We start from the raw sequence: 13,057 nt of genomic DNA, 5'->3' as shown, positions 1-13,057 counted from the left end.
TCCTGATGGCCTCGGCAATCGCGCTTTTCGCGTCCGGCACGGCCTTTTCGCAGGGCGCAACCGTTCAGACCAAGCAGTATGACAATGGCGGGGTCTACGAGGGCACCTTCAAGAACGGGCTACAGCACGGCAAGGGCACCTATCGCCTTCCCAATGGCTATGAGTATGTCGGCGACTGGGTCGAGGGCGAGATTCTCGGCCAGGGCATTGCCCGCTTCCCCGATGGCTCCGTCTATGAAGGCCATTTCGCCAAGGGCAAGCCGCATGGCTATGGCAAGATCACTTTTGCGGACGGCTCCACCTATGAGGGCGAATGGGTCGAAAACGAGATGACCGGCCAGGGCATCGCCCAATATGCCAACGGGATGCGTTACGAAGGTGGCTTTGTGAATGCGTTGCACGAGGGCCAGGGCACGCTCGTTTCGCCGGACGGCTACAAGTACGAGGGCCAGTGGGTGGCCGGCATCAAGGAAGGCAAGGGCACGATCACCGAGGAGGACGGGTCGGTCTATGTCGGCAACCTCAGCCGTGGCCTTCGGTCCGGTCAGGGCAAGCTGACCAAGCCGGACGGGTTCACCTATGACGGCTCCTGGAAGAACGGTCAGATCAACGGGCTCGGCACGCTGACCCAGCCCTCGGGCGAGGTCTACGAGGGGCTGTTCGTGAATGGCCGCCGGCACGGCGCGGGCAAGGCCACCTATCCCAGCGGCGACACCTACGAGGGCGCTTTCGAGGACGACAAGCGCTCCGGACAGGGCACTTTCACCGGCATGGACGGTTTCATCTATGTCGGCCAGTGGGTGGACGGAAAGATGGAGGGACAGGGCCGGGTGACCTATCCCGACGGGTCGATCTATATCGGCCAGATCGAGAACAACATGGCCCATGGCAAGGGCAAGATCACCTATCCCGGCGGCAATTCCTATGACGGGGACTGGGTCGAGAACGTGATGGAGGGCCAGGGCGTCGCGACCTATGCCGATGGCGGTGTCTACGAAGGCGCCTTCAAGGAGGCGAAATATCACGGCTACGGCGTGATGACCTATCCCGACGGCTACCGCTACGAGGGCGAATGGGCCGAGGGCATGCGCAACGGACAGGGCAAGGCGACCTATACCGATGGCAGCACCTACGAGGGCGGTTTCGTCGAAGGACAGCGCAGCGGCCAGGGCACGCTGACCACGCCTTCAGGCTTCACCTATACAGGCGGCTGGAACGGCGGCGAGATCGACGGCGACGGCGTTGCCACCTACGTGAACGGCGACACCTACGAAGGCGCCTTCAGCGCCGGCGTGCCTCAGGGCGAAGGCACGATGCGCTATGCCGGTGGCGAGGAACGCGCCGGGATCTGGGAAAAGGGCGAACTGGTCGAGGAAGCCACGCCCACCGCTGCACCGGCGGAAACGGAAACACCCGCCGATACCGGAGAATCCCCCGCGACCGAGTGAGCCGTTCGCGCCGTTATTTCGTGGATGCGGGCGTCTTCCGTCCGGAATTCTCCGGCCGAAGCACGCGGCACATGCGGCACAGGACTGTAAAACGCGGCCTTCTGTCCGCCTTTTGCGAGAATTCAACCTTTTCTTTCCGATTTGCCTGCGTATAGTCGCCCCCATGATGACCGACCGGCATATCCATTCCGCCCCTGCCTTTGCGCAGGCGCGTCCGCTTGCCGGTCTTCTCCTTCTCCTTAGCCGCCTCTGAGCGTGCCAGTTCGGCGCGTCCGCTCAGAGGGCTTGGCAAGCGCGCCACAGGATTGAAGGACACCAAGGAACCGACCCCATGACCGACACCAAAGACCGCGTTGTCATTTTTGACACGACCCTGCGCGATGGCGAACAAAGCCCCGGCGCGACCATGACCCATGACGAGAAGCTGGAGATTGCCCAGATGCTCGACGATATGGGCGTGGATATCATCGAAGCCGGTTTCCCGATCGCCTCGGAGGGGGATTTCGAAGCCGTGCGCGATATTGCCGAGGTGACGGAACATGCCGTGATCTGCGGCCTGGCGCGCGCCAATTTCAAGGATATCGACCGCTGCTGGGAGGCCGTGCGCCACTCGGAGCGCCCGCGTATCCATACGTTCATCGGCACCTCGCCGCTGCACCGCGCCATTCCGAACCTGACAATGGACGAGATGGCAGACAAGATCCACGAGACGGTCACCCATGCCCGCAACCTGTGCGACAACGTGCAGTGGTCACCGATGGACGCGACGCGGACCGAGCATGATTACCTGTGCCGCGTGGTCGAGATCGCGATCAAGGCGGGTGCGACGACGATCAATATCCCCGATACCGTGGGCTACACGGCTCCGCGCGAGAGCGCCGACCTGATCCGCATGCTGCTGGAGCGGGTGCCGGGCGCCGATGACGTCATCTTTGCCACCCACTGCCATAACGACCTCGGCATGGCGACCGCCAACGCGCTGGCCGCGGTGGAAGCCGGCGCGCGGCAGATCGAATGCACGATCAACGGTCTGGGCGAGCGCGCGGGCAATACCGCGCTGGAAGAGGTCGTGATGGCGCTCAAGGTGCGCCATGACATCATGCCCTACACCACCGGTATCGACACGCGGAAGATCATGAACATCTCTCGCCGGGTGGCCGATGTCTCGGGCTTCCAGGTTCAGTTCAACAAGGCCGTCGTGGGCAAGAACGCTTTCGCGCATGAGAGCGGCATCCACCAGGACGGGATGCTGAAGAACCCGCAGAATTTCGAGATCATGCGTCCCGAGGACGTGGGGCTGAGCGCCACAAACCTGGTCATGGGCAAGCATTCCGGCCGCGCCGCGCTGCGCGCCAAGCTGCATGACCTGGGCTATGACCTGGGCGACAACCAGCTGAAGGATGTCTTCGTCCGCTTCAAGGAGCTCGCCGACCGCAAGAAGGAAGTCTATGACGACGACCTGATCGCGCTGATGCGTGACGCGGGCAGCGAGGTCGACGACAAGCTGAAGGTCAAGTTCCTGCGCGTGATCTGCGGCACCCAGGCGCCGCAATCGGCCGACCTGGTAATGAGCGTCGACGGGGTGGACCACATGGTTTCGGCCTCCGGCGACGGCCCGGTGGACGCGACCTTCAACGCCGTGAAGCAGATCTTCCCGCATAACGCGCATCTGAAGCTCTATCAGGTACACGCCGTCACCCGCGGGACGGACGCGCAGGCCACCGTCAGCGTGCGGCTGGAAGAGGATGGCCGCATCGTCACCGGCCAGTCTGCCGATACCGACACGGTCGTGGCCTCGGCCAAGGCCTATGTTGCCGCGCTGAACCGTCTGATCGTGCGCCGCAAGAAGACGGGCACGGATCAAAAGGAAATCGACTATCGCGATGCGGTGAGCTGAGATCGATGATAACGGGCGGGCGGGCGCGAGGCGTGCCGGCCCGCCCGCCTATCGGTTCGTCAGGCGATAGATGATCTGGCCAACATATTCCTTGGCGGCCACGTTCAGGCTCTCGAGGTTCAGCGCCAACCACCATCCGGTATTCTCTTTGAAGCTCCATTTCGGCGCGGCGCCCGACACTGCCTGGAAATCGCTGGGCCAGGCGACGAGGCCGGTCCACCCGACCGCCTCGAAGGAGCGCATCGCCCGCGGCATGTGAAAGGCCGAGGTGACAAGCACCCAGGTTTCGTCCGGCGCCGGCTGGGCAAGCGCGAGTCCCATTTCCGCGTTCTCGGCGGTGTTGCGCGAGGCCGGCTCCAGCAGCAAACGCTCCTGCTCCAATCCCATCGCGCTAAAGAAAAGCTCCGCCGTGCCCGCCGACAGGCCCGGCACCGTTCCGAGATCGGACAGCGCCCCGCTTCCGCCGGTGAACATAACCTTGGCCTCCGGGAAACGCCGCGCCAACGTCATCGCTTCTATGAACCGTTCTGCGCCTTCATTCACTTGTGGCTGGCCGTGGATCGGCGCCCATTCGCCACCGCCGAGAACGATGATTCCGTCAACGCGCTCCAATGGCGGGTTCGGGGGGTATTGCGCTTCGATCGGGCGCAAGAGCCACGCCCCAATGGGGAAATAGCCGACGACCAGCACGAAAATCAGCGTCACCAGGGTCGAGACCATGGCCCCCGCAACCCGACGCCGCCACAACAGAAGGCAGGTCGCGACCAGCCCGACCACGATCCAGGTTTCGGGCTTGAGACAGGTCCATACCACCTTGGAGAGTATGAAGAAGATCGTATCCAAATCGCGCCGCCTTGTTCTTGCGCCGCTTCGGGTTGACCGGCACATTCCATGATTACTTGTCGCCTCTTTGTAAACGAGAGCTACTTTAATTCACCGGGAATTGTCCTGCGGGACAAGCCCTCCCGCCATAACCGCACAAGAACGAGTTTCGGGCAGTCGGCGCCGGACCGGCGATGCACCGCCGACGCTCTCTGTATTGTGGCTTTCACATGTCGTCCCGCACGACTATAAGTCCGACGTCCCGCGGCTGGGGAGTCGCCGGGATTGTAATCCATTGGCATGATAAGAACAGGACTTAATATGGCGCTGTTTGGCGGGTTGTTTTCCTCAGACATGGCAATCGACCTCGGGACGGCGAACACGCTTGTCTATGTGAAAGGCAGGGGTGTTATTCTCAACGAGCCTTCCGTGGTTGCCTATCACACGAAGAACGGCCGCAAGGAAGTTCTGGCCGTGGGCGAGGATGCCAAGATGATGTTGGGTCGCACGCCCGGCAGCATTCAGGCCATCCGACCGATGCGGGAAGGCGTGATTGCGGATTTCGACACCGCGGAGGAGATGATCAAGCATTTCATCCGCAAAGTGCACAAGCGCACGACCTTCACCAAGCCCAAGATCATCGTCTGCGTGCCCCATGGCGCGACCCCGGTTGAAAAGCGCGCCATTCGCCAATCCGTGCTCTCGGCGGGCGCCCGCCGCGCCGGGCTGATTGCCGAACCCATCGCCGCAGCCATCGGTGCCGGCATGCCGATCACGGACCCGACGGGCTCCATGGTCGTCGATATCGGTGGCGGCACCACCGAGGTGGCCGTGCTTTCGCTGGGCGACATCGTCTATGCGCGCTCGGTGCGCATCGGTGGCGACCGGATGGATGACGCCATAGTCTCCTATCTGCGCCGCCAGCAGAACATCCTCGTGGGCGACAGCACAGCGGAACGGATCAAGACCTCGATCGGCACGGCACGGATGCCCGATGACGGGCGTGGCGCGAGCATGCAGATTCGCGGCCGCGATCTGCTCAACGGCGTGCCCAAGGAAACCGAGATCAACCAGGCGCAGGTGGCCGAGGCCCTCTCCGAGCCTGTTCAGGCGATCTGCGAGGCGGTGATGCAGGCGCTTGAAGCCACGCCACCGGATCTCGCCGCCGACATCGTCGACCGTGGCGTCATGCTCACCGGTGGCGGCGCGCTGCTGGGTGAGCTGGACCTCGCGCTGCGCGAGCAGACGGGGCTGGCGATTTCGGTTGCTGACGAAGCGCTGAGTTGCGTTGCCCTCGGTACTGGCAAGGCGTTGGAGTATGAAAAGCAGCTGCGGCATGCGATAGATTACGAAAGCTAACCGATGCTCCGGCCCTGATACCGGCCGGCAGGCTGGCAGGAGCAACCCCGCTTGGCACAGAACCGAAACAACTCGGATATCGACTATGTCCGCCCCGTGCGCCGGATCCTTGTCGGCGGGCTGGTTCTGTTCTGCCTTGCGGTCTTTCTCATCTGGCGCATCGACAGCCCGCGGGTCGAGCGTTACCGCTCCGACCTTGTCGACCGGGTCGTGCCCAGCTTCGAATGGGCCAGCGTGCCGCTGACGCATTTCGCCGGCATGCTGGAGGACTTCCAGTCCTATCAGCGCATCTACCAGCAGAACCAGGAACTGCGCCGCGAGCTTCAGCAGATGAAGGCCTGGAAGGAAGCCGCGGTTCAGCTGGAACAGCAGAACGCAAAGCTTCTGGCGCTCAATAGCGTGCGGCTGGACCCCAAGCTCACCTCGGTTTCCGGCGTAGTCGTTGCCGATTCCGGCTCGCCTTTCCGGCAGTCGGTCCTGCTGAACGTGGGTGAGCGGGACGGGATCAAGGATGGCTGGGCCACGATGGACGGGCTCGGCATCGTCGGGCGCATCTCCGGCGTGGGCAAGAACACCTCGCGGGTGATTCTGCTCACCGATGCCGCCAGCCGACTGCCGGTCACCATCCAGCCATCGGGCCAGAAGGCCATTCTTGCCGGCGACAACTCCGCCCGGCCGGCGCTGGAATTCGTCGAGGATCTCGACGCGCTAAAACCCGGTGACAGGGTTGTCAGCTCCGGCGATGGCGGGGTGTTCCCCTCGGGCATGCTGGTGGGTCAGCTCGCGCTCGGGCCGGATGGACGCTACCGGGTCTGGCTCGCGGCCGATTACGAGCAACTCGAATTCCTCCGCGTTCTTCGCAGCCACCAGGGCGAGGTGATCACCGATACCGGCGGGCTGATCGTGCCACCCCAGCCGCAACCCGAGCCCGCCCCCGACGAGACCGCGGACGCAAAGGGAGATGGGGAGCCCGGCGAGGATGGTTGACCCGATTACCCTGCGCACGTGGAGCTATCGGCTGTTATTCTGTGCGCTCGTCCTCCTGCTGGCTTTCTTCCAGATGTTGCCGCTGGGGACCGGATCGGGCCACCTGCCCGGGGCGGACCTGACCATTGCGCTGACCTTCGCCTGGGTACTGCGGCGCTCGTCCTATGTGCCGGTCCTGTTGCTGGCCGCGCTGTTCCTTTTCCTGGACCTGCTCCTGCAACGCCCGCCCGGGCTGGGTGCGGCGCTGGTTATCATCGGAACAGAGATCCTGCGGTCGCGCCGGGACATGTCCCGCGCGCTGCCCTTCCCGGTGGAATGGGCAACGGTCACGGCGGTGATGCTGGCCATGGTGGCGCTCAACCAGATCGCGCTTTCGATCGTGATGATCCAGCGACCGCCGCTCGGGCTGGCGCTACTGCGATCACTTTTCACGGCGGCGGTCTATCCTTTTGTGGTCCTCCTGTCGCATTATGTGCTCGGAGTGCGCGCCGCCGCACCGCGTGAGGCCGATGCATTGGGGAGACGCCTGTGAGACGCCCGCCCAAGGATACAGAGGAAAGCGCCCGCCGGATCACCCGCCGCGGGCTGGTGCTTGGCGGCTCCATGCTGGCCTTCATGAGCGTGCTCGCCGGCCGGATGCGCTACATGCAGGTGGACCAGGCCGAGGAGTTCCGCCTGCTGGCCGAGGAAAACCGGATCAATATCCGCCTGATTCCACCGGCGCGCGGGCTGATCTTCGACCGTACCGGCCAGCCGATTGCCGAGAATGTTCAGAACTACCGCATCGTGATCGTTCGCGAGGATGCGGGCGATCTGGACGAAACATTCGCCAAGCTCCGCACCCTCGTGCCGCTCTCGGATGACGATGTCGAGCGCGCCTTGCGGGAAGTCCGGCGGCGCAGCCCCTTCGTGCCGGTCACGATCGCGGATCAGCTTGACTGGGAAGACGTGGCCGAAGTTGCGGTCAACGCCCCTGCCCTGCCCGGCGTGACGCCGGAGGTCGGCCTGACCCGGCACTATCCGCTCAGCGCCGATTTCGCCCACGTGGTCGGCTATGTCGGCCCGGTTTCGGATTACGATCTGTCCAAGCTGGAAGACCCGGACCCGCTGCTGCAGATCCCGAAATTCCAGATCGGCAAGATCGGGCTGGAAGCGAAGCGCGAGGATCAGCTGCGCGGATCGGCCGGCACCAAGCGAATCGAGGTGAATGCCGGTGGCCGGGTGATGCGGGAACTGTCCCGGCAGGAAGGCCAGAAAGGGGCGGATCTCCAGCTCACGCTGGATCACGACCTGCAGAATTTCGTCAACGCCCGGCTGGGCAGCGAAAGCGCCGCGGCCGTGGTGATGGATGTGAACAACGGCGACATCCTCGCCATTTCCTCGGCGCCGGCCTTTGATCCGAACCTGTTCGTGCGCGGGATCTCCGTGAAGGATTACCGCGCACTCACAGAGAATGACCACCGCCCGCTCGCGGACAAATCCGTTCAGGGCACCTATCCGCCCGGCTCCACCTTCAAGATGGTCACGGCGCTGGCCGCGCATGAGGCAGGCGTGGTAACAGCCGGCGAGACGATCTATTGCGGCGGCTACAAGCAGCTCGGCACCCGCCGCTTCCATTGCTGGAAGCGGGGCGGGCATGGCTTCGTCGACCTGCATGACAGCCTGATGCGCTCCTGCGACGTCTATTATTACGAACTGGCCGAGCGCGTGGGGATCGAGAAGATCTCGGAAATGGCAAAGCGGCTCGGCATCGGGATCCGCCATGAGCTGCCCATGTCCGCCGTCGCCGAGGGCCTCGCGCCTACCAAGGCGTGGAAAGAGGCCCGCCGGCAGGAGAGCTGGATGGTGGGCGACAGCCTCAATGCCTCTATCGGACAGGGGTTCGTGCTCGCCTCGCCGCTGCAACTCGCGGTGATGTCCGCCCGGATCGCCACCGGGGAGGCGATCAGCCCGCGGCTGGTGAAATCCGTCGACTCGGTCGAGCAACCCATCCTGACCGATGGTCCGATCGGCTTGCCGCCCACCACCCTGCAACAGGTGCGCAAGGCGATGTTCTCGGTCGTCAACTCGCGGCGCGGAACGGCCTATCGCGCGCGGCTGCTGCCCGACGAGATGGAATTCGCCGGCAAGACAGGCACCAGCCAGGTCCGTTCGGTCGTAGTGAAGAACTCCGAGGTGCCGTGGGAGCAGCGCGACCACGCGCTCTTCGTCTGCTTCGCGCCCTACGACAAACCGCGTATCGCCGTGTCGGTTGTCATCGAACATGGCGGCGGCGGCTCCTCCGCAGCCGCACCAGTGGCACGCGACATCGTGGCCCGCGCCCTGCATGGTGACGTGCCGCCGCTTGAGGTCTACCCGGCCGGCGAGCGGGCCAAGGTTGCCGAGATTTTCGAGTCCATGCCCCTGCGCAGCCGGGAGAGCGGGCCGAATGTAAGCGATCGGGCGTAAGGGGCCGGGAATGTCCTATCTTGAATACCGCGTACAGACCGTCCCAACCGGCTTTTCGAAGGTTCTCTACCTGAACTGGGGCCTGATCCTGCTGCTGACCGCCGTCTCGTCCATGGGTTTCCTGATGCTCTACTCGGTCGCGGGCGGCTCGCTCACGCCCTGGGCCGAGCCACAGATGAAGCGTTTCGCCCTCGGAATGGTCGCGATGTTCGTAATAGCCATGGTGCCGGTCTATTTCTGGCGCAACATCGCCGCTCTGGCTTATCTCGTCTCGCTCCTTTTGTTGGTCGCGGTGGAGTTTGTCGGCACGACAGGCATGGGCGCACAGCGCTGGATCGATATCGGACCGTTGCGGCTGCAACCATCGGAGTTGACCAAGATCACCCTGGTGATGTTCCTGGCCGCCTATTACGACTGGCTCGATATCCGAAAGGTCAGCCGCATCTTCTGGGTGATCCTGCCCGTTCTCATCATCCTGCTGCCGACCTTCCTCGTTCTGCGCCAGCCGGACCTCGGCACCGCGATCCTTCTGGTCGCGGGCGGCGGCATCGTCATGTTCGCCGCGGGCGTGCATTGGGCCTATTTCGCCACCGTCATCGGTGCCGGTGTCGGGCTGGTGGCAGCGGTCCTGAAATCGCGTGGCACGCCTTGGCAATTGATCCAGGACTACCAGTTCCGGCGAATAGATACCTTCCTCGACCCCGATTCCGACCCGCTCGGCGCCGGGTACCACATCACGCAGTCGAAAATCGCCCTCGGTTCGGGCGGCTGGACCGGCCGCGGCTTCATGCAGGGCACGCAGTCGCGGCTGAACTTCCTGCCCGAAAAGCATACCGATTTCATCTTTACCACGCTGGCCGAGGAATTCGGTTTCATCGGCGCGGCCTCGCTGCTGACGCTCTACGGGCTGATCATCGTCTTTTGCATCGCTTCAGCGATGACGAACAAGGACCGCTTCGCCTCGCTGCTGACAATTGGCATCGCGGCGACCTTTTTCCTGTTTTTCGCGGTGAACATGTCCATGGTCATGGGCTTGGCACCGGTCGTCGGCGTGCCGCTGCCACTGGTCAGCTATGGAGGCTCCGCCATGCTGGTGCTGCTGGCCGCCTTCGGCCTCGTCCAATCCGCCCATGTGCACCGTCCGCGAGGCCCGGCATGACGCTCAATATCCTCTTCGCCGCCAACGAAACCGGCTGGGCGGAATACGAGCCGCATTTGCGGCATTGGCTGGCGGAGGCCGGGATCGAGGCACAACTCGGCCCCGATCTCGGGCCCCCTTCCGAGATCGACTACATCGTCTACGCACCCAGCTCGGAGGTGCAGGATTTTCGGCCCTATTCGCGGCTGAAAGCGGTGCTGAACCTCTGGGCCGGGGTGGAGGATGTCGTCGGCAACCCGACGCTGCAGGTGCCTCTCGCACGCATGGTCGATAACGGGCTGACCGAGGGCATGGTCGAATGGGTGGTGGGCCACGTGCTGCGCTACCATCTCGATATCGACCATGCGCTGGCCAACCAGTCCGGCGAATGGCTGCCCAAGGTGCCGCCGCTCGCCCGCAACCGCCCCGTGACGGTGCTCGGCCTCGGCGCGCTCGGCTCGGCCTGCGCGAAAGCGCTCGCGGCGCTCAATTTCCCGGTCACGGGCTGGAGCCGCAGCGCGAAATCGGTCGCGGGTGTCTCCTGTCTCTCGGGGCCGGAAGGGCTCGAACAGGCGCTGGCGCGGGCCCAGATTCTCGTGCTGCTGCTGCCGCTGACGCCCGGAACCGAGAACATGCTGAACGCCCCGCATATCGACCAGTTGCCGGAGGGCTGCTGTATTCTCAACCCGGGCCGCGGCCCGCTGATCGACGACACGGCCCTGCTCGAAGCGCTCGACAGCGGCCATGTCGGCCATGCAACGCTCGATGTCTTCCGCACCGAGCCGCTGCCGGCAGAGCACCCCTACTGGTCTCATCCGCGGGTGACGGTCACGCCGCATATCGCATCCGCGACCCGGGCGGAAACCGCCTCGAAGGTGATCGTGGACAACATCCGCCGTGGCGAGCAGGGAAAACCCTTTCTCCACGTCGTGGACCGCCAGCGCGGCTACTAGGCCCGGGCGCCCTTTACCGGGGCGGGCCCATCCCCTAGGCTTTCCTTCTGAGCGAAACCGCCAAAAGCGGGGAATGGCCGTGCTGCATGAGAACCAGAGCCTTGAGCAGATTGCACAACGCCTTCACGGGTTGCGCGAAGAAATCCATGCCCAGTGCCAACTCATCGCCAGGGAACTCGACAAGGCGGACCGGATGAACCGGCCGGCGATCTTCGCCGCGCAGACCCGGATTACCCATCAGATCCACCAACTGCGCCAGTTGATCCCACAGTTCGACGCCGCCTATCACGCCGCCGGCGAGACGCTGGAGGTGGACGGCGATGCCCGCCAGATCCGCCCGCCGGACTGGCTCGCCTTTTCGGCGCAGGTTGGGCTGATGCGCAACTGGGCCAATGGATGGAATACCGTGCAGGCCCGGATCTCGGAGCAATGCCCGCCGCGCCGGCGCAGCCTCGAATACCAGAGGGAAAAGGCAGGTCCCGTTCACACGGCAGCGCTCGATGCGGCGGACCGTACCATGGCGCAACTGCTATGCGTGCTCGCCCCGAACCAGCCATCCGCCGCGACCGGCAGGGCGGGATACGGCACGCAGACCGGCTTGTCGCAATCCGAGTTCATGGCGCTTGCGCTCGCGTGCTGGCGGGTTCTCAAGGCACAGGACCGCCATGAGCGGACCCGCTTTCTCGACGTGGGCTGCGGTGTCGGCCTTCAGGTTCTCTCGGCATTGCAGTTCTTCGACGAGGCCTACGGCCTCGAACGCGATCCGGACTGCGCGCAGGCCGCCCGGGACCTGTTCAGCAACGCCGGCGCCCCGAAGGCGGGTGTTCTGGAAGGCGAGGCACGAAATTTCGCCTCCTATGACATGTTCGACGCGATCCATATCTGTCTGCCGCTGAAAGCGTCACGCGAGCTTCGGGAATTGGAGGACTATGTCATCGCATCGGCCCGTCCAGAGACGCTGCTGATCGTCGGCCATGCCGGTTTCGCTCCGCGCGCAGAGGCGCTCGGCTGTGCGCGCCTTTCCACGCGGCTCTACCTAACGGGCACCGCGCCAAGGAAAGCGACCTCCCTGCGCCGGAAGGCGGAGCTGATCGGGACCAATGTCACGCCCGAAAGCACACCGCTGCGGTCTGTCTGGGAGCCGATCCTGCAGGCGAGCCGCCGGCGCGGCTACTGAGTTCCGGCACGGTCGGCCTGTCGGGCGCCACGCTCGAACACCGGAACGGCGCGGTGTGCTGGCGCCTCCGAATTGCCCTTTGATACAGCGTCCGATTGCCTGTAAGAGAGGTTCGCGGCCCAGTTACCGGCCCGCCCAAACGGCCCCTTAGCTCAACTGGATAGAGCACGGTCCTTCTAAGTCCGGGGTTACAGGTTCGAGTCCTGTAGGGGTCGCCATCCCTTCTGTAAGATGTTGATACAGCATCATTTTCTTTCCAGTTTACTGCTCAGTTTGGCTTGGTTTACCGTGTTCTGTTTTTGTTCCGGTCCAATCAGCACCCGTTTCCGGTCCGCCTTGACCGTGAATTCTTGCGCCTCTGCCAACGTCTTGTGACCGCTCCACGACATGATCGCATGAGCCGGTGCGCCGAGTTCCGCCATTATTGTCAGGCGTGATTTGCGCAGGCCGTGGGCGCTTCGGCCTTCAATGCCAGCGCCGCGGGCAGCATTGGCAATGACGTTGCTAGCAACTGTGTCTATTCATCGAGCTTAAGACGCCATGGGGTATCGGTTTTGATGATCGCGTTAGCGATTGTGACCAACCTTCGGGCGATTGCGATGATGACGAGCTTGTGTGGCTTTCCACGCTCCTTGAGGCGTTTTGCGACCGGCTTCAGAACCGGATTGTGACAAGCGGCGGCGAGCGCGGCCTGGTACAGCACATGTCGCAATGATCTTCGTCCGCCCGCGATAACGCGTCTGCCTTGCATCGCCCCGCTGTCATGTGGGACCGGTGCCAAACCGGTCATGGCAGCAATCTCACCCGATGACATCCGGCCGGGTTCAG

At 63.9% G+C, this 13,057-nt stretch carries 12 protein-coding genes and 1 tRNA gene; 10 read left to right on the top strand and 3 right to left on the bottom strand.

All coding sequences use genetic code 11. The annotated features are described in order from the left end of the window. The first annotated feature begins 5 nt into the window (after window positions 1-5). Entirely contained in the window at window positions 6-1,448 is a 1,443-nt protein-coding gene (locus BLR85_RS01335; protein ID WP_244520579.1) for an MORN repeat-containing protein, read from the top strand. Window positions 1,449-1,779: 331 nt separating this feature from the next. After that, window positions 1,780-3,345, top strand: a complete 1,566-nt coding sequence (locus BLR85_RS01330) for a 2-isopropylmalate synthase (RefSeq protein WP_093147940.1) — start codon at window positions 1,780-1,782, stop codon at window positions 3,343-3,345. 48 nt (window positions 3,346-3,393) lie between these two features. Here the strand turns inward: BLR85_RS01330 and BLR85_RS01325 are convergent, their stop codons facing one another. Beyond that, window positions 3,394-4,188, bottom strand: coding sequence for a YdcF family protein (locus BLR85_RS01325; protein WP_170844420.1), 795 nt, complete (start codon window positions 4,186-4,188; stop codon window positions 3,394-3,396). 300 nt (window positions 4,189-4,488) lie between these two features. On the opposite strand from BLR85_RS01325, the gene BLR85_RS01320 reads away from it, so the two are divergent. The 8 genes from BLR85_RS01320 to BLR85_RS01285 all read left to right on the top strand — a co-directional run bounded on the left by BLR85_RS01320 (window position 4,489) and on the right by BLR85_RS01285 (window position 12,447). Next, window positions 4,489-5,526 (top strand): rod shape-determining protein, encoded by a 1,038-nt coding sequence (locus BLR85_RS01320; protein ID WP_068309010.1) that lies wholly within the window; start codon window positions 4,489-4,491, stop codon window positions 5,524-5,526. Window positions 5,527-5,577: 51 nt separating this feature from the next. Then, window positions 5,578-6,513, top strand: a complete 936-nt coding sequence (gene mreC, locus BLR85_RS01315; RefSeq protein ID WP_093147932.1) for a rod shape-determining protein MreC — start codon at window positions 5,578-5,580, stop codon at window positions 6,511-6,513. After that, window positions 6,506-7,045 carry a hypothetical protein gene (locus tag BLR85_RS01310; protein WP_093147928.1) on the top strand — a complete coding sequence of 180 codons (540 nt, stop codon included), beginning with the start codon at window positions 6,506-6,508 and terminating at the stop codon, window positions 7,043-7,045. The genes mreC and BLR85_RS01310 overlap by 8 nt, the downstream gene beginning before the upstream one ends. Then, a complete protein-coding gene (mrdA, locus tag BLR85_RS01305; protein WP_093147925.1) occupies window positions 7,042-8,961 on the top strand; it encodes a penicillin-binding protein 2 in 1,920 nt (639 codons plus the stop codon). Before BLR85_RS01310 ends, mrdA begins: the two co-directional genes overlap by 4 nt. 10 nt (window positions 8,962-8,971) lie before the next feature. Beyond that, window positions 8,972-10,120: a rod shape-determining protein RodA gene (gene rodA / locus BLR85_RS01300; RefSeq protein ID WP_093147920.1), complete on the top strand. Its 1,149-nt coding sequence runs from the start codon at window positions 8,972-8,974 to the stop codon at window positions 10,118-10,120. Further along, on the top strand, window positions 10,117-11,052 hold the full coding sequence (locus BLR85_RS01295) for a 2-hydroxyacid dehydrogenase (protein ID WP_093147915.1): 936 nt from the start codon (window positions 10,117-10,119) through the stop codon (window positions 11,050-11,052). The genes rodA and BLR85_RS01295 overlap by 4 nt, the downstream gene beginning before the upstream one ends. Before the next feature lie 73 nt (window positions 11,053-11,125). Further along, the gene (locus tag BLR85_RS01290; protein ID WP_093147911.1) at window positions 11,126-12,229 is read left to right on the top strand and encodes a class I SAM-dependent methyltransferase; all 1,104 of its coding nucleotides are present in this window, start codon (window positions 11,126-11,128) and stop codon (window positions 12,227-12,229) included. A gap of 141 nt (window positions 12,230-12,370) precedes the next feature. Further along, window positions 12,371-12,447: transfer RNA gene (locus BLR85_RS01285), tRNA-Arg, on the top strand. A 27-nt stretch (window positions 12,448-12,474) separates the two neighbouring features. Here BLR85_RS01285 and BLR85_RS28975 read toward each other — a convergent pair. After that, a complete protein-coding gene (locus BLR85_RS28975) occupies window positions 12,475-12,726 on the bottom strand; it encodes a site-specific integrase (RefSeq protein WP_342028764.1) in 252 nt (83 codons plus the stop codon). A 20-nt stretch (window positions 12,727-12,746) separates the two neighbouring features. Continuing rightward, a partial coding sequence (locus BLR85_RS01280) for a transposase (protein WP_139188281.1) occupies window positions 12,747-13,057 on the bottom strand: 311 nt, incomplete at its 5' end.

The sequence above is a fragment of the Aliiruegeria lutimaris genome, assembly GCF_900099935.1.
Taxonomy (GTDB): domain Bacteria; phylum Pseudomonadota; class Alphaproteobacteria; order Rhodobacterales; family Rhodobacteraceae; genus Tropicimonas; species Tropicimonas lutimaris.
This window is presented reverse-complemented; position numbering and strand designations above follow the sequence as displayed.

Bases quoted from the DNA above. Each gene is read 5' to 3' on its own strand.
- BLR85_RS01330 (WP_093147940.1), top strand. From the start codon at position 1,780: ATGACCGACACCAAAGACCGCGTTGTCATTTTTGACACGACCCTGCGC.
- BLR85_RS01335 (WP_244520579.1), top strand. From the start codon at position 6: ATGGCCTCGGCAATCGCGCTTTTCGCGTCCGGCACGGCCTTTTCGCAG.
- BLR85_RS01310 (WP_093147928.1), top strand. From the start codon at position 6,506: ATGGTTGACCCGATTACCCTGCGCACGTGGAGCTATCGGCTGTTATTC.
- BLR85_RS01290 (WP_093147911.1), top strand. From the start codon at position 11,126: ATGGCCGTGCTGCATGAGAACCAGAGCCTTGAGCAGATTGCACAACGC.
- BLR85_RS01295 (WP_093147915.1), top strand. From the start codon at position 10,117: ATGACGCTCAATATCCTCTTCGCCGCCAACGAAACCGGCTGGGCGGAA.
- BLR85_RS01320 (WP_068309010.1), top strand. From the start codon at position 4,489: ATGGCGCTGTTTGGCGGGTTGTTTTCCTCAGACATGGCAATCGACCTC.
- rodA (WP_093147920.1), top strand. From the start codon at position 8,972: ATGTCCTATCTTGAATACCGCGTACAGACCGTCCCAACCGGCTTTTCG.